Annotated in this window: 13 protein-coding genes; 10 read left to right on the top strand and 3 right to left on the bottom strand. The window is 38.8% G+C overall.

Going from position 1 to position 25548, the window contains the following annotated elements; genetic code table 11:
• Positions 1 to 3 precede the first annotated feature (3 nt).
• Both PTI45_RS11080 and PTI45_RS11075 read left to right on the top strand, forming a co-directional pair.
• Positions 4 to 7848, top strand: a complete 7845-nt coding sequence (locus PTI45_RS11080; protein ID WP_069327635.1) for a non-ribosomal peptide synthetase — start codon at positions 4 to 6, stop codon at positions 7846 to 7848.
• Entirely contained in the window at positions 7832 to 9115 is a 1284-nt protein-coding gene (locus PTI45_RS11075; protein ID WP_175425169.1) for an MFS transporter, read from the top strand. The genes PTI45_RS11080 and PTI45_RS11075 overlap by 17 nt, the downstream gene beginning before the upstream one ends.
• A 55-nt stretch (positions 9116 to 9170) precedes the next feature.
• Here PTI45_RS11075 and PTI45_RS11070 read toward each other — a convergent pair whose 3' ends face one another.
• Positions 9171 to 10052: an AraC family transcriptional regulator gene (locus PTI45_RS11070; RefSeq protein ID WP_069327634.1), complete on the bottom strand. Its 882-nt coding sequence runs from the start codon at positions 10050 to 10052 to the stop codon at positions 9171 to 9173.
• A 163-nt stretch (positions 10053 to 10215) separates the two neighbouring features.
• Here PTI45_RS11070 and PTI45_RS11065 point away from each other — a divergent pair, with 163 nt between their 5' ends.
• Together PTI45_RS11065 and PTI45_RS11060 are read left to right on the top strand one after the other, a co-directional pair.
• A complete protein-coding gene (locus PTI45_RS11065; RefSeq protein ID WP_069327633.1) occupies positions 10216 to 11250 on the top strand; it encodes a quercetin 2,3-dioxygenase in 1035 nt (344 codons plus the stop codon).
• A gap of 74 nt (positions 11251 to 11324) precedes the next feature.
• Positions 11325 to 12671: an MFS transporter gene (locus tag PTI45_RS11060; protein WP_069327632.1), complete on the top strand. Its 1347-nt coding sequence runs from the start codon at positions 11325 to 11327 to the stop codon at positions 12669 to 12671.
• A 209-nt stretch (positions 12672 to 12880) separates the two neighbouring features.
• On the opposite strand, the gene PTI45_RS11055 is transcribed toward PTI45_RS11060, so the two are convergent.
• Positions 12881 to 14104, bottom strand: a complete 1224-nt coding sequence (locus PTI45_RS11055) for a glycoside hydrolase family 16 protein (RefSeq protein WP_069327631.1) — start codon at positions 14102 to 14104, stop codon at positions 12881 to 12883.
• A gap of 129 nt (positions 14105 to 14233) precedes the next feature.
• The gene (locus tag PTI45_RS11050; RefSeq protein WP_069327630.1) at positions 14234 to 15103 is read right to left on the bottom strand and encodes a helix-turn-helix transcriptional regulator; all 870 of its coding nucleotides are present in this window, start codon (positions 15101 to 15103) and stop codon (positions 14234 to 14236) included.
• Positions 15104 to 15319: 216 nt separating this feature from the next.
• Here PTI45_RS11050 and PTI45_RS11045 point away from each other — a divergent pair, with 216 nt between their 5' ends.
• The 6 genes from PTI45_RS11045 to PTI45_RS11020 all read left to right on the top strand — a co-directional run bounded on the left by PTI45_RS11045 (position 15320) and on the right by PTI45_RS11020 (position 25504).
• Positions 15320 to 17707, top strand: coding sequence for a glycoside hydrolase family 31 protein (locus PTI45_RS11045; protein WP_069327629.1), 2388 nt, complete (start codon positions 15320 to 15322; stop codon positions 17705 to 17707).
• Positions 17708 to 17899: 192 nt separating this feature from the next.
• Complete coding sequence (locus PTI45_RS11040; RefSeq protein WP_425415577.1) at positions 17900 to 19276, top strand: aspartate aminotransferase family protein; 1377 nt, start codon at positions 17900 to 17902, stop codon at positions 19274 to 19276.
• Positions 19276 to 20718: an MDR family MFS transporter gene (locus PTI45_RS11035; RefSeq protein ID WP_083243471.1), complete on the top strand. Its 1443-nt coding sequence runs from the start codon at positions 19276 to 19278 to the stop codon at positions 20716 to 20718. The genes PTI45_RS11040 and PTI45_RS11035 overlap by 1 nt, the downstream gene beginning before the upstream one ends.
• Position 20719: 1 nt before the next feature.
• Entirely contained in the window at positions 20720 to 22702 is a 1983-nt protein-coding gene (locus PTI45_RS11030) for an IucA/IucC family protein (RefSeq protein ID WP_083243470.1), read from the top strand.
• Between the two features lie 100 nt (positions 22703 to 22802).
• Positions 22803 to 24704 carry an IucA/IucC family protein gene (locus PTI45_RS11025; protein WP_069327628.1) on the top strand — a complete coding sequence of 634 codons (1902 nt, stop codon included), beginning with the start codon at positions 22803 to 22805 and terminating at the stop codon, positions 24702 to 24704.
• Entirely contained in the window at positions 24698 to 25504 is an 807-nt protein-coding gene (locus PTI45_RS11020; protein WP_069327627.1) for an HpcH/HpaI aldolase family protein, read from the top strand. Before PTI45_RS11025 ends, PTI45_RS11020 begins: the two co-directional genes overlap by 7 nt.
• The last annotated feature ends 44 nt before the right edge of the window (positions 25505 to 25548 follow it).

Genomic DNA, 25548 nt, shown 5'->3' with positions numbered 1-25548 from the left:
CGGATGGATTTAGCACAACGTATTGCCAATCTTTCTCCTGAGCAACGCAAATTGTTAGAAGCACGCATGTCTCGTGAAGGAATAGCTCATACTACATCTGTTCAAATCGCAAGTCAACAAGCGACAACTATTACACCAGCGCCTATTCAAGCTTATTATCCTGTATCAACAGCCCAGCATCGGTTACTGCTGGTGCAGGAAATAGGTGGAGCATCGTTAGCCTATCATATGCCTATGATCGTTCAATTATATGGAATGTTGGATGATAAACAGTTGAATAAAGCATTTAAGCAACTGATTGAACGTCATGAATCGTTACGTACTTCTTTTGCTTCCGAGAGTGGAAAAAGTGTACAAAGAATTCATGCAATAGAAGACATTACTTTTGAAGTGGAATATCTTACTCGTGCAAAGAAAACAGATGCTATCGTTGAAGAGTTAATCACTGAATTTATGATTCCTTTTACATTAGAGCATGCTCCTCTAATAAGGGTTCAGGTAGTTCAGTTCAATTCCCAAGAACATGTGTTGATGTTAGATATGCACCATCTTATCTCAGATGGATTGTCTATGGAGCGTTTGACAGAGGAATTTATTGCATTTTATAGTGGTGAATCGTTGCCTCCTTTGTCTATTCAATACAAAGATTATGCAGTCTGGCAACATACACAGTTAACAGAAGGACATTGGAACAAGCAAGAAGAATTTTGGTTGACTACTCTTCAAGGGGAGCTACCTGTACTTCAGTTAGCTACAGACTTCTTGCGCCCATCTGTACAACAGTTTGATGGAGAACGTGTTTCGGCTACTGTAGATGGGTCACTTCTCAAATCACTTAAGCAATTTGCAACACAACAAGGATGCACATTGTACATGTTGCTGTTGTCGGCTTACTATATTCTTTTATATAAATATACCGATCAAAATGATGTGATTGTAGGTACACCTGTAGCAGGTAGATCTCACTCATCATTACAACCGTTGATTGGTATGTTTGTGAATACATTGCCATTGCGTCAATACCCTTCAGGCGAAAAGTCAGTCATTTCATTTGTGGAAGAAGTCAAGCAACATGTGTTGCAAGCTTTTCAATATGAACAATATCCGTTAGAACAAATTGTTGAAAAGCTTGCTATTCCAAGAGATATTAGTCGAAATCCATTATTTGATACTGTATTTGCATATCAGCATGCTCAGCCTGAAGTCATTGAGATTCAAGGATTACAATTTCAACCATATCAAAACGTCACTCACACAGCAAAATTTGATCTTACATTAATGATTGAAGAAGCGAGCTTATTAGATAAACTGATAATTCACTGGGACTATGCTAGTCATTTATATCAAAAAGAAACGATCACGGCATTTCATCATCATTATATAAATATTCTACAAGAAATGATGTCTGCACCAGAAAAATCACTAAGTACCATTCAGATGTTAACACCATCAGAACATGATGAATTGGTTATCGATATGAAACGTTTAACAGCAGATTATGATAGAGAACAAACGATTCATGGTCTTTTTGAACAGCAGGTTTTACTTTATCCGAATCAAGATGCAATCGTCTACGAAGACGACAAAATGACGTATGCAGAGCTGGATGAGCAAGCAAATAGAGTCGCTGCTTATTTACAACATCAAGGTGTTATGCCTGATGATATTATTGCCATTATGCCAGAGCGCTCTCTTCAGATGGTGATTGGCATTTTGGGAATTCTCAAAGCAGGAGCTGCTTACTTGCCTATTGACCCTGAATATCCAACAGCACGTATTCAATTAATGTTAGAAGATAGCCGTACTTCATTGTTACTGACTCATCATCATTTGGCTCAAAATATAGAATTTAGTGGCACAATACTAGATTTAGATGAGTCATACCTTTACCAACATGATTATGTGTATACGCCTTCGGAAGTGACTTCAGATCACTTGGCTTATGTTATTTATACATCAGGAACAACAGGTACACCCAAAGGTGTTCTAGTAGAACATCACGGTATGGCTAATATGAGATTAACGTATGAGCATACTTTTGAATTAACAATGCAAGATCGTGTGGTTCAGTTTGCAAGCCTATCTTTTGATGCTTCTGTGTGGGAAATGTATATGGCACTATTTATGGGAGGAACATTATATTTGGCTCCCAAAGAAAAGTTAATTAATATTGATTACTTTACCCGTTGGATGAATACACATCAGATTACTGTCGCCATGTTACCGCCTAACTTTGCTATTTATGTAGAACCCGAAAAATTACCTTCATTACGTCTATTGATTACAGGAGGCTCTGAGTCTTCTGCTGAATTGGTACGTCGCTGGAATCCTTATGTGGATTATTGTAATGCTTATGGTCCAACAGAAGCGACTATCTGTGTATCGATCTGGAAAAGTAATCGTGATGAACCAAAGCAGGTATCAGGTACGATTCCGATTGGCGAACCATCATGGAACACTCATCTATATGTTATGAATTCGGAACAGCAATTAACACCACGCGGAGTAGCAGGCGAATTATATATTGGTGGAGATGTATTAGCGAGAGGATACTGGCAACGTCCCGAGTTAACAACAGAGAAATTTATAATCCATCCTTTTTTACAAGGAGAACGATTGTATCGCACCGGCGATCTGGTACGTTGGTTACCTGATGGTCAGCTAGAGTATTTAGGAAGAATCGATCAACAGGTGAAGATTCGAGGATACCGAATTGAACTTGGCGAGATTGAGAGTAAGCTTGTTACTCATCCACAGATTCAAGAAGCAACTGTAGTCGTACATGAGCTTCAAGGAGAAAAAACAATTTGTGCCTATATTACAGTCCATGCTTCTATAAATAATGAACAGTCTATATCGTCAAATCAATTGCGTCAGTATATGCAAGAACAATTGCCTGTTTATATGGTACCTGCTCATATTATACAGCTTGCTGAATTTCCATTAACCCCTAATGGAAAAATTGATCGTAAAGCATTACCTTTGCCTGATTTAACCCTTTTGTCTACAGAAGATTATGAAGCACCGGTTACGGATATAGAGCGAAAGCTTGCTGAACTATGGGCAGGTATTCTCGGAGTCGAATCTATTGGAAGGCAGGATCATTTTTTTGAACGTGGAGGACATTCTTTAAAGGCAGTTGTACTGATCTCACAAATTGCGCAGGAGATAGGAAGCGAAATCTCGTTACGACATATTTTTGAATATCCGATATTACAGGATCAGGCTCATTATATTGAGAATGCTCGTCCGGCTTTACATATCTCAATACCTCGAGTAGATGATCAATTGGCTTATCCAGTATCTTCTGCTCAAAAAAGATTACTTATGATTGAAGATATTGCAGACGTTGGTGCCGCATATCATATTCCACTTTTGCTACATATTCAGGGAATATCTGATATAGCGCGAATGAACAAAGTATTTGTGCAGTTAATTGAACGTCATGAAGCTTTACGTACTTCGTTTTACCGAGAAGGGGAGGAGTATTATCAACAAGTACACGATATTTCTCATATTCACTGGCAAATAGAACAACTGGAATATTCGCAGGCAGATGTGGTCGATTTTTCAGATTTGTTAACGACCTTTGTTCGTCCTTTTGACCAAGCTCATGTACCATTATTACGTGCTGGATTGGTTAGTATCAGTGATCATGAACATATTTTGATAATAGATATTCATCATTTAATTGCTGATGGAAGCTCTATGGAAAGTCTAACTTTAGAATTTAATCAGTTGTACGCTGGAGAGCCTTTAGCCGAGTTAAAAGTACAATATAGAGATTATACGGTATGGCACCAACAGCAACTTGAAGCCGGGTTGCTAGACCAACATGAATCGTTTTGGCTTAGTGAATTAGAGGGTGAACTTCCAGTATTGAATTTGCATACTGATTTCCCACGTCCTGTTCAACAAAGTTTTGCTGGACATTCATTTACAGTTCAAGTAGACCCTGAGTTAACCCATCAATTGCGACAGATTTCAGGACAACATGAATCCACCATGTATATGCTCCTTCTTGCTGCATATCATATTTTACTTTCTCAATATACCGGACAAGAAGATATTATTATTGGTACACCGGTAGCAGGAAGAAATCATGCTGATCTTCAAAGTATGATGGGGATGTTTGTGAATATGCTACCATTGCGAAATGTCTCCACGAAAAAGCAAAGCTTTTCTCAATTTTTGAATGTGGTCAAAGAAAGAACATTGGAAGCTTTTCATCATGAACAAATGCCATTGGAACTTCTGTTGGAACAACTAAATCTTAAGCGTGACCTGAGTCGGAATCCGTTATTTGATACCATATTTACTTTGCAAAATACAGGTTCTTCAGCGATGGTGGCAAATGAAGTAACATTTACACCTATTCCGATCAAAACGAATACATCGAAATTTGATCTATCGTTGACTGTGGAAGAAGAGGAAGGGTTGTTATTCCATTTTGAATATGCAGTCCATTTATATGAGCATGTAACGATTGAGCAGATGGCTACACAGTACCTGGAATTGTTACATCAATTAGCTTATGATCCGCATATTCTTCTGGGAGATATTAAGCTTATATCGGATAAGCAACAAGAATATATATTAACTACATGTAATCCACCTCATACAGTGTATCCGCGACATGCGACGATACAGCAGTTATGGGAAGAGCAGGTTTCGGCGCATGCAGATATGTCAGCAGTCATCTGTGGTGAAGATAGTTGGAGTTATCAGGAGATTGAAGATCGAGCGAATTCATTAGCATGGACATTGAATGCATTAGGCGTTAAAGCCGATACACTGGTAGGTATTATACCAGAGCGTTCACCGGATATGATTATTGGTATTCTGGCTATACTCAAAGCAGGTGGAGCTTACGTACCGATAGATGCTTCTTATCCAGCAGAGCGAATTCAATATATGCTTGATGACAGCCAAATCTCTATATTACTAACTATGAATCGCACCTCTGAACTATCAGAACAAACATTTGAGGGAACGGTTCTGAATTTAAAAGAATCTACATCTTATGATGAACGTACGCATTCATTACCATTTATCAATCAAGTCAATGATTTAGCTTATGTTATGTACACTTCGGGATCTACAGGACAACCCAAAGGAGTCATGATAGAACATCGTAATGTTATTCGGTTGGTCAAAGAAACGAATTATATTCAATTCAATCCTGCTGATCGTATTCTGATGACGGGAGCGTTAGTATTTGATGCCTGTACATTTGAAATATGGGGAGCACTGCTTAATGGATTAAGTCTTTGTTTGGTGCCTGACACAACTATTTTAGATGCTGAAAAATTACATGTAGCTTTGCTTCAATATCAGATTACGACCATGTGGTTAACATCACCATTATTCAACCAGCTCGCATTGCAAAAACCAGAGCTTTTTCAACCTTTACAACAATTAATAATCGGTGGAGACGTTCTGTCGCCCAAAATGCTGAAAAGCGTACAAAACCATTGTCCACAGCTAACCCTTATTAACGGATATGGACCTACAGAAAATACAACTTTTTCTTGTTGTTATACTATTCCATTCATCGAAAACGAACGTCCAATTCCGATCGGAAGACCGATTATGCATTCGACGGCTTACATTGTCAGTGAATCCGGTCATCTCTTACCTTCAGGAGTACCTGGAGAAATATGGGTAGGCGGAGATGGGGTAGCAAGAGGATATCTGAATCGAGATGATCTAACTTCCGAGAAGTTTGTTAGCAGTTATTGGCTTCCAACAGCACGAATGTATCGTACAGGAGATCTGGGTAGATGGTTATCCGATGGCACTATAGAATATTTAGGTCGCATCGATCATCAAGTGAAAATTCGTGGGTACCGGATAGAACCTAGTGAAATTGAAAATATACTACTTCGTCATGAGTCTATACAACAAGTTCATGTTGCAATTCTTACTAGCGAGGATGGACAGAAAAGTCTATGTGCTTATATAGCTACACAAGAACCTTTAACGTATACCGATATTCGTCATTACCTCAATGGAAAATTGCCAGACTACATGGTACCTCAATATTATGTATTTCTGTCTGAGTTACCATTGAATACTAACGGTAAAGTTCACCGTCAAGCCTTGCCTCAGCCGGATTTGACATCAGCTTCTCTTCAGGAATATGTAGCACCGCGTAATGATCAAGAGCAAAAATTAGCTTTAATCTGGGCAGAGATTTTAGGAATGGACAAAGTTGGAATCGATGATCGGTTCTTCGAATGTGGTGGGCATTCGCTAAAAGGTATTCAGCTTATATCTCAAGCTAAAGAACAAGGGATTTCTTTAAATATTCATCAACTCTTTCAACATCAAACGATTCGTGCGCTATCTGATCTGTATATACCTAAAGATCACAATCCAGATTCATTGTATATCTCTCAACAAAATGTATTTATAAATGGTGATTGGAAGATGGCAGATAGAAATTATGAAATTTCAGCAGAGCAATTCAAGCAGTGGAATCAACATATTCAGATTCATAATATGAAGTGGTATCAATATACGATGCAATCATCTGTGACAGAAGTATATCCACTTGCTCCTGTTCAGCAACATCATTTGCTTCACCCAGAATGTTCTGGTGTTGTGATTCCTTTGCCTTATGCAGTAAATATAGAACGGCTAGCAAAAGCTTTTGCTAACATTGTTCAACGTCATGAATTACTACGTAGTCGATTAGTCAGTCATCAACAAGCTTGGGAATGGGAAGTCCATGATTGGAATATCAATATCAATGAATCTGTATCTCATTTTCCAACATTGGATTTATCATTCTATACAGAAGTACAACAGCAATCGATATTATCATCTTTATTACCAGATTTGTATATGACTCCCTATGTATGTACAGAAGATCCATTGTATCGAATCTTATGTGTACGTCTTGAACCAGAGAAAAGCGTAGTTTTATTCGCTTGTTCACATCTTATTTTCGATGGCATGAGTGGAGAAATTCTCAAAGCAGAATTAGCCCAAGCTTATGAACGTGGTGAACACTATCAATCTGTATCATATGAGCATGTTCAGTATCATGATTATACGGAATTGGTTCTTCAGGGACCTCAACATATAACAGATGAAGAGTTAAGTCATCGTTTTGAATTAGAACAGTTCTCTATAGCTAGTCAGCAAGTTCAGCAGAGTACTTCTTTAGTTCGTAATCAGTATAGTAAATGGGAAGGATATTTCGAATATGAGCATCTAGAAAAAGCAGATTCTTCTACGTCTATGAATGTGTTATTGCAATTATCTGCAAAAGTATTAGGTGCTTATTTTAAAATATCGAATGTTCCTTTTTGGTTAACTCATTATGGACGACAATATGGTGAACATTATTTTTATGAGCAAATGGGTGAATGTATTGATCAAATTCCTCTAGTGATAGCTACAGATCAAGCATTGCCTGACTTGCCTGCTCTATTAAATACGGTAACTACCCATCATATTAACTTCTTTAATCTACTCTATAACGAATCAATGAGCAAAGTATATCCACAAGCTTGTGCGTATTTATTATCTGCTTTTGCAGGTATGCCGATTGTATTTAATTATTTAGGTGAGCAAGAAGAGGAAGAGCGAGAATGGAATCAAATGATTCAGCATACACAAGCTGTGAATGAGCTGGATGCAACAGAACAAACAATCGAACCTATCATTTATGTGACTGCACAGCATATCGGCACCCGATTGTATTTATCGCTGTTACTTCCATACGAAGCAGATATACAAGCAATTCATACGATGATGCAACAGCAATCTTCATTACTATCTCTACATCTACATCTGAATGCAGACCAAAGGAGTCGAGATTATGATTCAATTATTTAAAGATAGTCGATTTACTCGCTTTTTTATCTCTCGGACTTCAGCAAATATTGCAGATAGTATCTATTCGATCGTATTATTGTATTTTGTACAAAAATCAACGTCATCTGTGTCATTCACTAGCTTCACGTTTACAGCGATCTCAGCAGCTTCTATATTTAGTTTTCTTTTAGGACCATTAGTTGACCGTTATTCCCCTTCATTGCTGGCAAGTATATCGCTATTTGCTCAAGCTATTTTGATTATGTTAGTCCCATTTTTGATTGGCGATCAATATAGTAGCCTGATTATGATTTTAGTTTTAGTATTTGTAGCTTCTTGTTTTTCAATGTTATTTTATCCAGCCAATAATAAAATGTTGCCGATGCTCATTCGTTCACCTGATCGAATCGTACAGGCCAATTCAATGGTTGCATCCAGCGATCAGATTGTTAATATTGGAGGCTATTTATTAGGAGCTTCTGTTATTCTTTTGGTAGGTATGGAAAATACATTTTTCCTTGCGAGTGGATTGTTATTACTTTCAGGTTTTATCTATATTCAGTTGAAAAGACAACTGGATAAAAGTAATATTTCTGAAGTACAAGAACATGAACCTCAAAAACAAGTAAGCTCTTATTTTGCAGAATTAAAAGAAGGATATACTTTTGTAATTCGGAATGCTTTTCTAAAAGTGATGTTGCCATTTTATGCTTTGACTAATTTTGCAATGTCGATCTTAATTATTACGGTGCCTGCACTAGCTGTTTCGTATGGTTCGCCGATTTATTACAGTTTACTTTATATCGCTTTTTTTGCAGGGATTTTTGCAGGATCAGGTCTAATCAATATCATGAAGAAAAATGGACTAGTGATTGCATTATCATGGATTCTAATGGGTGTTTCCCTGTATCTATTCGCTATTGCGCCGGTACTATGGATGAAGCTCAGTGCAGTATTAATGATGGGTGTATTTACAGGTATTATCAATGTTCTGCAAACCTCTATGATCCAGATTATTACACCGACAGAACTGATGGGGCGTGTTATGGCGTTCCTGCATACTCTGTCTAATGCGGCATTACCTTTAGGAGCTTTAGTAGGTGGGATGCTGTCATTAAGATTTCCATTAGAAAGTGTACTTTATATCAGTGCGATGATCATTGTGGGATGCGGGATTATTTTACTCTTTATTCGTTCCGTACGTCAGTTCCAAATGCCATCTGAAAAAGAACAAAAAGAATCAGCCGCTGGCATTAAAGAACCTGCCATTGTAGAAAAGCTTATTTAATAAAAAATAAAAGAACCTTTCTTATACAGCATAGACTGTAGGAGAAAGGTTCTTTTTATTTGGTACGTGCGTGATGCTGGCGGAAATGAAGCGGAGTTAGCCCACAACTTGTTTTAAACAAACGATAAAAATATTTCATATCATGGATACCAACTTCGTCAGCAATATGTTGAATACTTCGATCGGTGTTAATTAACAATTCACAACTTTTTTGTATACGAATTTGTTGCAACATCTGAGTATACGTATAACCGGTTGTTTCTTTAAACTTGCGTTGAAGATGGCGGGGACTGATGGACAACCATTGGCAGAACTCTTCCATTTTGAGTGGATCACGATAATGGACTTGAATATATTCAATCGTAAAAGCAACAGGATCGACCCATTTATCAGGTCTCGATAACAGACTGAATTGTTGGAGTCGGTACAATGTATTGAGCAGATCCAGTAAGCAAATATACAACTTATAATGAAAACCCGGTGACTGAGAATTAACAGCAAAATTCATGCTATACATTATTCGAGCCAGTTCCCCGCCTTGATCTTGATACCGTAACCAAGCTTCACTTTGACGAAAAAATTGGGCAATTGCGTCAAATTCGCGATCTAATTCATTTTTGGGCTCATATTGAGGTGCAAGTAGCTCTGTTTGGAACATACAATTCATCATTTGCAAAGGTACAGCAGGTGGAGAAGATTCTGCTTTGAGCAAGTGAGGCATTCCGATCGGAATAAAAAATAAGTCTCCTTCTTCAAAAGGTAAGGAATCTTTGTGAATAAATAATGTGCCTTTACCTTCTGATATATAAATAATCTCATAAAAATCATGGGCGTGTTCTTGAAAAGAGCCTTCCACCGTAAACATTTTAAAAGAGATCGGTGTTTCTATAGGAAAAGGATGCTCAAGCATTTGAAAAGAATGATCGGATGATGACATATTACAGCTCCTCTATACAACATAGTCTTATGTCGCTTTTGCCTATTTTTTTGTCGTATTCAACTATATTTCAAATTTGTAGATTTCGCTACAATAAAATAGTACAAGAGATCAACAATAACTCTTACAGACTATACGAATACTCACATTTCAGGAGGAACATATGACAACATCATTAACAACACATTTACCAAATACTGTAGCACCTTACTTACTTCGCCGAGGAGAAGGGAAACGTTATTTATTTGGCAAACAGTTAGCTACTGTCATCGCTAATTTTCAAAGTACAGGCGATATTTTATCAGCGGCTATTCTGTCAGGGCCTAAAGGGGAATCGTTCCCACTGCATACGCATCAGAACACCTATGAATCTATTTTTGTATTAGAAGGTAAAATTCAATTTGTTATCAATGGGGAGAGTCATCTATTATTACCGGGCGATTATGCACATATCCCACCAATGACAGAACATGCGTATCAATTACTGGCTCATCGTAATGCGTTTATTTCCTATTCTATCGCAGGTAATGTAACTGCTATTTATGAGATCTTAGGTCAAGCCCATACACCATATGAATATCCAGCAGTTAGCAACCATGTGTATTCTACAGATCATTTACAACAAGCTGCGCAACAAGCAGATATTATCTTTTCTACATCACAAACGGTATTTTCTGATTATACCTTGGTCAGCAACAGTGTAATTCCTGAATCTGTAGCAACTTATGTATTAGAAAGTGGAGAAGGTACCAAATTATTAACAGGGGATCAATTACATCGTTTATTGGCTACACAAGCGTCTACAGATGGCGATTATATTATGGTATCTACAGAAGGACCCAAAGGAGATGCCATCGTATCTCATTATCATGAACACCATACAGAGACCTTTTTCTGTGTACAAGGACAGATGACGATGTGGGCAAATGGAGAAGAAGTTCAATTGTTACCCGGTGACTTCTTGCATGTACCTGCTGGAACCGTACACTCTTATCGTCTGGATACACACTATACCAAATTTGTAGGTGTACTGGTTAGTGGATTATTTGAACCGTTTTTCCGTCTATTAGGAGATGAATATGAACATTATATTTTCCCTGATACACCGGGGCCTCTTCGTATGGATCGAGTGATTGCCAATATCCAAACGTTGGATCTTAAAGTTGTAACTCCACCTGGCGGTCACCGTCCAGAATAATGGGATAAAGGAAAAGAATAACGCTAGTCTTATACGTCTTTACTATGTGTATAAGGCTAGTATTCAGGTATATTATGAAAATTATTTATATTTTAGCATTGGCTATGATCATTTCTGTCATGAACTCAACGATGTTTAATGTAGCTTTACCGTCCATTCGTCAAGATTTTGATCTCAGTAGTTCACAAGTGAGCTGGGTCGTAACGTCATATATTATTATTTACGCGATTGGCTCAGTGACTTATGGCAAGCTAGCCGATAAATACCGTCTTAAAAATTTGCTGACTGTAGGTATTTGCTTATTTGCGGTCGGTTCTATTGTAGGGTTTGTCGCTTCTGATTATTGGATGGTGATTGCAGGAAGAATTCTACAATCAGCAGGTGCTTCTGTTATTCCAGCATCGTCAATGATTATTCCGATTCGTTATGTATCTCCTGAAAAGCGTGGGAGAGCGCTAGGCATTACTTCTTCTGGTATGGCATTAGGTACAGCTATGGGGCCGATTATTGCAGGTATGATTACCAGTTTTGCAGATTGGCGTTATTTATTTGCGATCTCTTTGCTATCATTAGTAACGATTCCATTTTTCCGCAAATATCTTAATCAAGATCAGGTACGTCCGCTGAAAATAGACCTCTGGGGCGGTGTAATGTTAGCAGCAACCGTAACATTACTTTTACTAGCGATTACCAATGTAAGCTTTATTCTTGCGATAATGACGATTGTATTATTAATTATCTTTATTCTGTATATTCGTCAAGCCAAACAACCTTTTCTGGATCCAGCGATTTTTCGTAACTCCACCTATACAATGACGATGATTATCGCTTGTCTGGCATTGATCTTTAATCTATGTGTGCCTTACTTGATACCCCAAATGTTAAGCAGTATTCATCAGTTGTCTTCCTTTACGATTGGTATGATTATGTTTCCGGGTGCATTGATCGCTGCTATTTTTGGTATCGTCGGTGGACGCATTGCAGATAGCAAAGGAAATACGTTTTTGCTTCGGATTGCTTTTATTTTACAACTGATGACGTATATCATTCTTGCTGTGTTTACAGATCGTTCGTACTGGATGATTATGGGCGTACTGGTGATTGGGAACACTGGACTGACATTTGCCCAAGTAGGACTTGCGAATACCGTTTCTCGGACACTAGACGGCGCACAAGTAGGTGTAGGGATGGGTCTATACATGATGTTAAGCTTTATTTCAGGAGCGATTGGGACAACGGTCTTGGGATTGATTTTAGATCGTGTACAATCGCCGTGGTCATTTAATAGCTTATGGCATTATAGTGAAGCCAATACGTTCAGTAATATTTTCCTCGTATTTGCGATATGGATGGCAATAGTATTTATCTTTTTCTTCCGTTATTTACGAGTAGCGAATCAGAATGGTAAGATTGCGAAATAAAGATGATTTTAAGGTCATACAATCTATTTTTTAGATAACGCTGTGACAAGTGCTATTTCGAATTACATTCTATATCAAGAATAAAATACCTAAAAGTAAAAAAACAGCAATAATGCAAGAAGGAAGCCTATAGCAATCTCAGGCTTCCTTTTTGCATTGTAATAGTGAATATAATAGTGCTAATTAGTGATACCTTCACATTTTACTTTTTACTGCTTGATCACTTCAAAAGCTTCCCAACCGCTAATGGTACTTCGATTGGCAATCAGCGGGCTATCTCCATAATTGTCTGCACAGACATACTGATTATTCGCTAATGATTTGAAGGTTCGTTTCCCATCCGCTGTTGTTCCGATTTGGAACGTTTCCCATGTGCCAATCGCCGTTTTGTTGGCTATTAACGGGCTTGCACCTGTATTATCAGCAGATACGTATTTATTATTAGCTAGAGAACGCAAAGCAACATTGTTATTTCCAAGATCGATTAACTCAAATTTCTCCCAATCGCTTACTGTAGTAGAACGAGCAAGTAGAGGTGCATTTCCATAATCTTCAGCAGCTACATATTTTCCATTAGCTGTAGCTTTAAGGGCTACAATATTACCCGTATCTCCAGAGCGCTGGAATACACGTACATAGTCGATTGCATATTTTTGCGGGAATGTAGTACTTGCATCAGGATAGCCAGGCCAGTTACCGCCTACAGCTAAGTTAAGTAATAAGAAAAATGGTTTATCAAATACCCATTGATTACCACCAATATCTGCTGATGTACGTGTATGGTATAGATTGTTATCGACATACCAGCGGATGACATTCGGTTCCCATTCAATCGAGAACGTATGGTAAGCGTTACTGATATTTTCACCGATCGTATAAGCCGCAGATAAACCACCTGCACCTGAATAACCAGGACCGTGAATAGTTCCATACACAGTGTTTGGAGCATTAGCACCTACGTATTCCATAATATCGATTTCACCGCTTTTTGGCCATTGGTTGCTACCGATATCGCTACCTAACATCCAGAATGCAGGCCAGATGCCTTTACCATAGGGAAGTTTAGCACGCATTTCAATTTTTCCATATTTCACGTCGAATTTGCCAGCTGTTGTTAAGCGAGCCGATGTATAAGGAGCACCATTATAATTTTCTTTTAACGCTTGAATAACCAGATTGCCATTATCCATATAAGCATTGTTGGTACGATTTGTATAATACTGTAACTCGTTATTTCCCCAACCGCCAGCACCTGTTTCTGAATTCCATTTGGAACCATCTACCCCTGTTCCATTAGATCCATTGAATTCATCTGACCAGATTTGTTTCCAAGTGCCTGCTGCTTCGGCTTGAGAATTCCAAGTCCATGATCCCAATAATGTAAATAAGCATAGCGTGGATAAAAGAATAGCAATCTGCTTGCGTATCAACATGAATACCCCACCTTTTATATGGTTTAATTTCCATTTTATTGTATTTTATGAAAGGTGAAAAATAAACTGTATTTACAAAAGAGCGTAGAAATACACATGTTCTACACAATAATACAACTTTAGTTCATTCTACGATTTGGCGATATGCTTGAGCCAACGACTTGGCGACATCTGCTTGTATTGTTTAAATACTCTGCCAAAGTAATTTAGACTCGTAAATCCGCAGTGATAAGCCACTTGACTGATATTCCAATCACCAGAACGTAACAATTGCTCGGCTTCATGAATACGTAGCATATTGATATATTCGATAAATGTTTTGCCTGTTGTCTTTTTAAATAAATAACAGAAATAAGTAGGCGTCAATTGACATAGTTCAGCGGCTGTCTCGATCGAAATAGATTCTCGAAAATGATGACTCAGATGTTGAAACAAAGGTTGCATATAAGCAGGTTGATGGGAGGCAGGCAACTCTATATGATCATGAGCAACAATACGATAAAGCCAACCTATACAAGCCAGCAGATAGGATTTGATCAATAATTCAGAACCATAGGTAGATTGTTCATACTCTATAATCATCTGTTGTAAATAAAAGGTGATCTGTTTGGCTAACGGATGATCTTTGGTGAAAATAGCTGGTAGTCCTAAATGGTTTTCCAATAGGGGTCGAATATAGCGTGACTCTGTATGATCTAACTGGATATTCCGAATCAATGCTTCATTGAACACAATACATATCAATTCAGTATCTTCCTCCAAAGGAAAAGCGGCATGAATCTGACAGGTATTAACAAACACAATATCTCCTACCGTAATATCTTGATGCTCTGTACCGATTTGAACACGGAAAGAGCCTTTGTAGACGATCATCCATTCCAAATGTTCATGCCAGTGCAAAGGTACCCAGCGCCAATGAGGTGCAGCAACATGAAAGATATTAATCGGAAATGTTTTGTCGGGCATTTGAGTAACTTCATAAGGGGGTGAGAGTTGCATCTGTGGTCAACCTCCATTATATGTATAGTGAAATTAGACGGTATAAGAATCGGAAGCGATACGGTAGAGCATATATTTTATTTTGATGTACTTCGATGATCGTAATATTGTGCGAATACTACATAGAATTAGCATAGGTTGAATCTATACAAAAGTATACAATATTTTAAGATGTAAACGTTATCAATTAAATAAATAGTGAGAGGATAACTACGAATGATTCGATTATATGATACAGCATTACTTTGTGAACCTATTGATATGAGCAAAGCATTTGGACAGATTGAAAATACCTATTTTATGGGGATGCATATAGAGCATTTCAATCCCGAAACAGCCACCGGCGAGATACATTGGGAACGGTATTCACGTAAGCCTAGATTGGATTTTGGTAAATATACATTGCCTTTTACAGCCACAGAATCGTGGGAATTTCCTGCCTATACCGAATCACCTTCTTTTCCTTTTCGCTTGGAATTTGTTGATGCACAGACGGTTCGGATTCGATTAACCGTTCGTAAGCCCACTTTAGAACCCCGCCATAGTCTGATGCTTGCAGAGGAAGAAATACCTGTTAGTCAAGATTGGATTATCGAACAACAGGATAATGATCATGTGACGTATCGAAGTGCTTATGGCTCGGTAACGATAATGTACCAACCATGGCGGATAGAGTTTCGAGATGCTACAGGAAAATTATTAACACGCACACATCATATGGCAGATCAAGCTTCTATTCTCAGCTCCGACCCAACTCCATTTTGTTTTATCCGATCGGCGAAAGATATGAATCGTAGTCTAGCAGCAAGTTTTGCTTTATCTCCAGGAGAACGATTATATGGAGGTGGCGAATCCTTTTTGAAAATGGATAAACGCGGACAAAAGTTTAACTGGTTTACATATGATCCTTTAAGCGCGCAGACCGCAGATATGTATAAGCCTATTCCATTGTTATGGAGTAATCGAGGTTATGGGATGTTTTTTCATCATAGCTGTCCGATGACTTGTGATGTAGGTCATCATTTTGATGGAACCAATACGATCTATATTGGGGAAGATGAACTGGATTTATTTTTCTTTTTCGGCACACCCAAACAAATACTGTCTAGTTACACATCGTTAACAGGGAAATCTACTGTTCCACCGTTGTGGTCTTTCGGATTGTGGATGAGCCGTATAACGTATCAATCCGAACAAGAAGTGAGGGAAGTCGCTAGTCAGTTGCAAGAGCACCGGATTCCTTGTGATGTCATTCATCTGGATACCGGTTGGTTTGAGCATGATTGGCGTTGTGATTATCAATTTTCGACCAGTCGTTTTGATCATGCAGAGCAAATGATTACGGATTTACGTGAGCAGGGATATCGGATTAGCTTATGGCAGTATCCTTATTTTATGCCTTCTAATCCGCTATATGAAGAGATTATTGCCAAAGGTTATGCGATTAGTGATGGCAATGGTTATATTGCAGGGGAAGATGCCATTTTAGACTTTTCCAATCCTGACGCCGTAGTATGGTATCAACAAAAGATTGCAGGATTATTAAATATAGGTGTAAGTGCAATCAAAGTCGATTTTGGAGAAAGTGCACCGATTCATGGTTCGTATTATTCTCGTCAAAAGGGATGGAAAGAGCATAATCTGTATCCTCTTCGCTATAATCAGGCGGTATCTGAGATTACACAAAAAGTCACTGGTGAATCGATTATCTGGGCACGTAGCGCATGGGCTGGCAGTCAACGGTATCCTTTACATTGGGGCGGTGATGTTGAAAATACGGATAATGGCATGGCGGCTTCTTTGCGAGCAGGAATGTCATTGGGGTTGAGTGGTTTTACTTTTTGGAGTCATGATATCGGTGGATTTGTCCATCAAAGTCCGCGAGAATTGTATCGACGCTGGATGCCTTTTGGAATGTTGACGTCGCATAGTCGATGTCATGGAGCACCCCCCAAAGAACCGTGGCATTATGATGAAGAGTTTACCGAAGATTTTAGAAAAGCAGTTGAGTTAAAATATCAGTTGATGCCTTATATTTATACACAATCGGTTGTAAGTGCTGAACAAGGTATTCCATTACTGCGTCCACTATTGCTTGAATATCCAGATGAACCGGGTGTATGGCAGATTGAAGATCAGTATTTTCTAGGAACAGATCTGTTAATTGCTCCGATGTTAGAACAAGGAATGACAGCTAGAGAGGTATATACTCCTTCTGGAGAGTGGATCGATTATCAGACAGGTAAGAGATATGCAGGCTCGACTTGGCATCATATAGAAGAATCCATCATTCCGATCATTATACTGGTCAGAGCAGGTAGCCTGATTCCACATGTACCGGTTGCCTTATCGACTGCATGGATCGATTGGACAGCAGTAGAGTGGCGACATTATGAAGCTACAGATTCAGCTAGTAATAAATACGATTGGCAAATCGCTTTACCTGTAGACAAGTATTATAGCTGGTTGACAGGGCAATGTATTGATCAGCAGATTACGATAGAATCCACATTATCATCTAGGGAAAATGACCCTCATTCTGTCAATGAAAAGAAATATCAAGAGCTTATTCATACATGGACATATCGAAAAATGAATAGCTAATTTGTTGTATCGACGATTTCTATAGTTCTCTTATAGAGTCGTCTTTTTTTGTCTGATCGCGATTCCTAAAAATGAAGATGTAGTATTTGTACAAATACAGGACGTAAATGTCTATGGAGTCTAGAAATTTATTCCATATACTAAAGAAGTGCCTAATTGAAAATGATTATCAATATCAAAGGAGAGATTATGATGATAGAAACAGTAGATTCAGCCGTATCTCAAAATACACGTTATTTGCAAAGCCAATCTGAAAGAGAGTCTAATGCTCGTTCCTATCCACGCCGATTACCAATTGTTATCAAAGAAGCTGAAGGGATTCATATTACAGATATGGATGGCAAAGTATACTATGACTGCCTAGCAGGTGCAGGAACATTAGCTCTTGGACATAATCATCCTGTTGTGATCGAAGCGATTCAGCAATTACTAACCAACAAGCATCCGTTGCATACCTTAGACCTGACTACACCCCTCAAAGAACAGTTTGTAGAAGAAGTATTTGCAAGTCTTCCGCCATCTTTTGCCCAAAATGCCAAAATTCAATTTTGTGGCCCTACCGGAGGAGATGCAATCGAAGCGGCGATAAAGTTAGTCAAAACAGCTACAGGTAAACGTAGTATTTTATCTTTTCAAGGGGGATATCATGGATCGACTCATGCTGCAATGAGCCTTAGTGGAACATTAGGGCAAAAAGAACGTGTGAATGGATTGATTCCTGATGTTCATTTTATGCCGTATCCGTATGAATATCGTTGCCCCTTCGGAATAGGCGGAGAACAGACGCATCAGATCAGTAGTAGTTATATCGAAAATTTGTTGGATGATCCTGAGAGTGGCATTGTATCGCCATGTGCAATGATTTTTGAAGTGGTACAAGGCGAAGGAGGCTCTATTCCTGCTCCTGTAGAGTGGATTCGTGAAATGCGTCGTATTACACAAGAACGCAATATTCCATTAATTATTGATGAAGTACAGACAGGGCTTGGTCGGACAGGCAAATTGTATGCTTTTGAACATGCAGGTATTATTCCTGATGTATTGGTATTGTCCAAAGCTATCGGAGGAAGCTTGCCATTATCTGTTGTTATCTATAACAAAGATTTGGATCAATGGAATCCAGGTGCACATATTGGTACTTTCCGTGGTAACCAGATGGCGATGGCAGCAGGACTTGCAACATTACGTTATATTCGTGAACATCATTTGCCTGAGCATGTCACTGATATGGGATCGTTATTGGTAGAACAGTTACAGCAGATTCAACAGCAAGTGGGTTGTATTGGTGATATTCGTGGTCGTGGATTAATGATTGGAGTGGAGATTGTAAATGATCAGCACATCATGGATCATCTAGGGCATTATCCAGCACATCCACAATTAGCAAGCTTGATTCAACAAGAATGTTTGAAACATGGACTGATTCTGGAAGTAGGAGGAAGACATTCTACTGTCATGCGTTTTTTACCACCCCTTATTATTACACGAGAGCAAGTATTAGAAGTCACTCGTATTTTTGGTGAAGCTGTCACTACAGCGTATCAAACGTTACAGACTTCTACAGTGTAATGATCAAGCATCGATATAAGTTGGCTATTTCTGCGGAATGGATGATTTTATGTAGTATTTTACTAGGGACATTTACAGTCATTTTGAATAACAGTTCGCTCAATCCGGCTGTTCCTGAATTGATGAACGTTTTTCAGAGTAGTGCCAGTTCCACCAGTTGGATTATTACTATTTTTCTGCTAGGTATGGGAATGACGATGCCATTAACAGGATATTTGGGCGATCGATTTGGTAAAAAAAGAATCTATTTGCTCGGACTGTTCCTGTTTATTATCGGGTCTATACTTGGGTCATTTTCATGGAATTTGTTATCTGTGATCTGCTTTCGCGGGTTACAAGGGATTGCAGGTGGATTGATGATTCCGCTATCACTAGCGATTATGTTCGATGCTTTTCCCAAAAATGAACGTGGTCGTGTGACAGGAATCTGGGGCATTGCGATTATGGTTGCACCTGCTATTGGCCCTACAGTCGGAGGAATGATGATCGAATGGGGAAGCTGGCAATCTTTATTTTGGATGAATGTACCTACTGGATTGCTCGGGTTACTGATCGGGCTTAAGTATTTGCCACATACGACACCTGATCGGAAGCGAACATTTGATATGAGCGGATTTGTTACAGTGACGCTGGGAGTTGGCGTTATTTTATGGACACTGGGTCAAATGAAGCATCTGGCAGATATATGGTTAGGGTCTAATCTTGTGATGCTGGGTGTTGGAGTTGTATTGCTTATTATTTTTGTTCGTTTGGAGTTAACCAAAGAACAACCATTACTGCATCTACGTATCTTCAATATTCCGACCTATACGCTTAGTGTCGTGGTAGTCAGTGTACAAGCCATTGCGATGTTTGCTACGATTTTTATGGTTCCTTTACTGGTACAAAATGTATACGGATATAGTGCAATGATGACCGGATTGGTATTTTTACCTTCAGCGATTTTCACAGGTATTTTTGTCCGAATTGCAGGCAAACATCTTGATCGTAAAGGGCCGAAAATGATTGTGTTGATTGGTTTATCTATGACCTGTATTACGACTGCGATGCTGGGCATGTTGCAAGTTAATTCGCCAATCTGGATCATTTTTGTACTGATGATGTTGCGCGGAGTAGGGTTGGGATTATCGAATATGCCTGTCACGACAGCAGGGTTAAATGCAATTCCTGATCAGCTGGTATCTCAAGGCTCAGCCATGAATAATGTGATTCGAAGAATAACTTCTTCACTCGGAATTGTGATCATTTCAGTCTATTATGAAGTTCGGCGGACTCAGCTTATAGCTGATGGACATTCAGATGCCTTTAGCACATTGCATACGATCAATCAGGGATTCTGGGTGTTAAGTATAATCATTTTATTTACGATTCCAGCGGCTTTCTTTATGCATCAGACGGTAACATCTTCTGAGCCTATCCATCATACGAAAAGGAGTGCATAATGTGTCTTCTATAGATACTCATCAAAATCAGAAAATAATGCAACAAACAACGGATATTGAAGACTTTGAATTAACAGAAAATCCTATTTCAGATGCCAAAAAGTGGGCACTTGCTGCAAGTATTCAAGCGATACTCAATAGTTATTTACGAGAAACGAAACAATTTGACCCTAGAATTTCAGCCGTGATTGAGAAGTTCCCTTTACTGGACAACAAAATGATATCCAGATTAGATATTAATATCGAAGAATCGTATGACATGATATTGATCCAGCTTCCTTTTACCGGGCGATGGATACAGACAGAGGTGACGTATTATTCTCTGATCGGTCAGCATCATTATATTTATTATTTTGTGTGTATTGAACAAGAGCAATCTCCAGCGATCATAACGGCCTATCAGTTGATCAATTATATGATCGAAGAAGTAAGTCATTATACAGATAGTCAGGCAAGAGATTCGCAGAAGCAACAAATGGTAGATCGCATCGGAAACAGTCTGACCAAAATGGAATATTACTATGATCATCATCTTGCTGATCACGGTTTAGATTGTAACGATTATATCTATTCGGAACAGTCACTGATTGCAGGGCATCCTTTTCATCCATTTCCTAAAAGTTCAGAAGGATTCGCTATCCCTGAATTAACATTATATAGTCCAGAAATGGGAGCTAGCTTTCAGTTGTTTTATATTGCGGTACAGTCGATCTATATCGAGGAACACTGGCTAGATGAACAGACCAGACAAGAAGCAATCTCATCTTCCATATATCAGCAAGCAACAGACCTGTTACATGCAAAAGGTGTACAGGCAGATCAATATCATCTTTTACCAATGCATCCGTGGCAAGCAAAGTATATTCAGACGCTTCCTATTGTGGAGCAAGCGATACAGTCTCAGTATTTGGTATTGTTAGGGTCACTCGGTGATGAACTATATCCGACTTCTTCGGTCAGAACAGTCTGGAATCCCAAAGACCATCGAGGATATAAGTTACCCTTGCATATCCGAATAACGAATCTTATTCGTGAAAATACAATAGAACAAGCCAAACGGACTATCGACGCTGCACGCATTATTCATCATAAACGGACAGCGATAGAATCGAATCATTTTAAAGTGTTAACAGAAACAGGCTACAGTTCAGTAAAAGTCGGTACGTTAAGTACACAATGGACTACCGATCTAGCGGAAAATCATAAAGTAAATGATAGCAAATCAGCTACCGACAACCAGTTTAACTCATCGACGGCCATGACTTTGGCGCAGCAAGAGCAATGGACTGCTGCCATGACTGTCATTTATCGTCCACAACAGATTGATCCTGAGCATACGTATGTTGTAGCTTCCCTATTGGAATCAGCGCCCAACACTAATGAACCCAAATTAATATCAGTGATTCGTCAACATGCAGAAGATACAGTTCCACATTTATCAACATGGTTATCAAAGTATACAGAAATTACTCTTTTATCGTTATTACGTGTTTTTACAGATTACGGGATAAGCTTTGAAGCCCATCTGCAAAATTCATTAATTTCGCTCAAAGACGGGATGCCAGACTGTTATTATGTACGCGATCTGGAAGGAGTCAGTATTGATCGAACATGTCCATCCGTAGAGGAATGGATTCAAACGTTAATCGAACAGGATAGTCATGTGCTATATGATCACGAGACTTCATGGTTAAGAACAGGATACTATTTTGTAGTCAATCATTTAGGTTCATTGATTCACACCATAGCCGCCTATGAACAACGTAGTGAACAGCACTATTGGAATATAGTACAACAACAATTATTAATATGGAGAACCCAAGCAGCGTTAGAAGGAAATAGTTCTCTTTGCCATCATATTGAATCTTTACTACACGTAAAAACGTTACCCGCTAAAGCTAACTTTATCAGTTGTTTTCAAGCCAAAGGCGATCATCCTTCATTTATCGCTATTCCGAATCCTTTATATCTAGCTAAAAGTTGATAAAAACGCAGAGTAATGTCACTTAACTCATGCAAAGTGTACGGACACGTTCCAAAATCCAATCTCTATAGGTATCACTAACTTAATCCGAGGTGAAATAATGACGTTTACACAACAATTACCTACGTATTCAGCCTTATCATTGACACAATCGACTGATCCTTTTGATATGATCAAAGCACTCCATTCAGAACATTTTCCAGCAGTAGAACAGCGAATTATTCGTCAATTAATGCAAGCAATCATCTATGAAGATATTCTTCCTTATCTTCAGACTGAAATGTCTCAGCAACAAATACGTTCTAGCTTATCAGAGCCAAAAGCTTATCAGCAGTTTACTATAGTCGGTGTAACTACAGATCAACAAAAGGTGCAGTATATGTGTACGGGTAAGCGGATGGTGAGCTTTGGCAGAGTAAGATTAGAGCAAGTTCCTGTTATACGAATAGCGACAGACGGACAACAACAGACAGCACATCTGCATGAATTTTTGAATGAAGTACTTCAACAAGTACAACAAGGGGAGAAGCTACAACAATTCCGTAATGAACTAGAACAGACATTATTGAAAGATTTACAATCTCAAGCATATGTACAACAAAGTGTATTCTCAACAGAACAGTCTTATTATGATCAGCTGGAAGGGCAGATCAAAGACGGTCATCCATACCATCCTTGTTATAAATCTAGAATCGGTTTTACGTTAGAAGATAATGCTGAGTATGGGCCAGAATTTCAACAATCGTTGTACCCGATTTGGTTAGCGGTGGCTAAAGAATACAGTTTGTCTGCTTTTTCAACTACAGTCGAAGATCACGATTCATTTATGCAGGAATCATTAGGCACCAAGCAATGGAATCAATTTCAGCAGATTTTACAACAGCAACAATTGAATATAGAAGATTATCACTTGATCCCTGTTCATCCGTGGCAGTGGAAGAATAAGATTGTATCGGCTTTTTACCGTGAACTAGCCAGTCAACAGATCGTTCCGCTCGGAATTGGAAATGATGCTTATTATGCTCAGCAATCGATTCGTACATTAGGCAATCGAACAAGACCTGAAGCTCCTTATTTGAAAATGGCATTAAGTATTACCAACACATCAACTGCTCGTATATTAGCAGGGCATACCGTTCTTAATGGAGCGATGATTACAGATTGGTTAACTCGATTGATTCAACATAACGAGACTGCCCGTCAGCTTGGATTTGTAGTTTTACGTGAGCGTGCAGGAATCACTTTCAATTATGAAAAGTTGCCCGAATATCGACAGTCACAGACCTATGGTTCATTAGGAACGATCTGGCGTGAAAGTCTGCATACGTATCTAAAAGAAGGGGAAGACGGTGTTCCTTTCAATGGATTATGTCATGTGCAACCAAGCGGTGTACCTCTGATCGATCCGTGGATACAGCAATATGGAGTAGAACGGTGGACATATGCCATGTTAACAGCAACGGTTACTCCTATTATTCATATGTTATATGCGCACGGAATTGGAATGGAATCACACGGTCAAAATATTATTCTGATTCATCATGATGGATTACCTACACGTATTGCACTCAAAGATTTTCATGACGGTGTTCGTTTCTCAGTGACACATCTGGTAGAACCTGAATTATGCCCTGATCTAACGCCAGAACCGCCAAGTCATGCAAAGATCAATCGTAATTCATTTATCCAAACGAATAACCCTAATGATGTACGGGATTTCTCTTATGATGCGTTCTTTTTTATTGCAGCTACAGAAATGTGTATGTTTTTGGAACAGCATTATCAGTTATCCGAACAATCATTCTGGAAAATGACCGCCGATATTATCCATCAATATCAGCATGACCATCCACAGCATCAAGAACGGTTTGATTGTTTTGATCTGTTTGCGGAGACAGTATTAATCGAAGAATTAACCAAAAGAAGATTGTTCGGAGATGGTGAGCTTCATTTCAAAGATGGAATGAACCCATTATATGCTTACCGACAATCCACATGTTAACGTCCAATCGGCTACGCCAGCAATTAGCACAACAGCAGACAGTATTTGGATTGATCGCTTCTGTGCCTGTACCAATTATGGTTGAAATGATCGCTTATGCCGGTTTTGATTTTGTAATTATTGATATGGAACATGTGATGATCAATCCTGAAACGGTTGAACATATGATTCGTGCAGCTGAACAATCTGGGATTACACCATTGGTACGTATCCCTGAAATCAATGCCAAAGTGATTTTACGTGTGCTGGATAGCGGAGCAATGGGAATAGTTATTCCGCAAGTGGAAACTAAAGAACAGATCGAAGCCGTGATTCAAGCGGCTAAATATTTCCCTATCGGTCAACGAAGTATGAATAGCGGGCGACCGAGTGTTTTTGGACGAGACAATCTAGTGGATTATATGGATCGAGCGAATCAAGAAATCATGATTGTACCGATGATTGAAACGGTCAAAGGAGTCGAACACATCCATAAGATTCTAAGTGTAAAAGGAGTCGATATGGTGCTTGAAGGAGCAGCTGATCTATCACAATCTTATGGTGTACCTTGGCAGACCGAGCATCCTCATGTGCGTCAAGCATTGGATCATATTCAACAAGTTGCCGCTGACCAACAGATCCCTTATTGCGCAATTCCTCGTCAACCGGATCAATATGATTACTGGCAAGGAAAAGGAGTACAGGCTTACGTATTAGGAGATGAACGTGGAATAGCTTTTCGAGCGTTACAAAGTAAATTAGCTCAATTTCCTGTAGCTTCTGCTATCCCTTCCAAAGAACAATCGCACAATTATAAATGATCAATCGTAATTGCATGATAGATATTCAGCACGCAAAGGAGGCT

The sequence above is a fragment of the Paenibacillus nuruki genome (assembly GCF_001721045.1).
GTDB classification, from domain to species: Bacteria; Bacillota; Bacilli; order Paenibacillales; family Paenibacillaceae; genus Saccharibacillus; species Saccharibacillus nuruki.
Note: the sequence above shows the minus strand (reverse complement) of the source record. Positions and strands in the feature narration are given on the sequence as shown.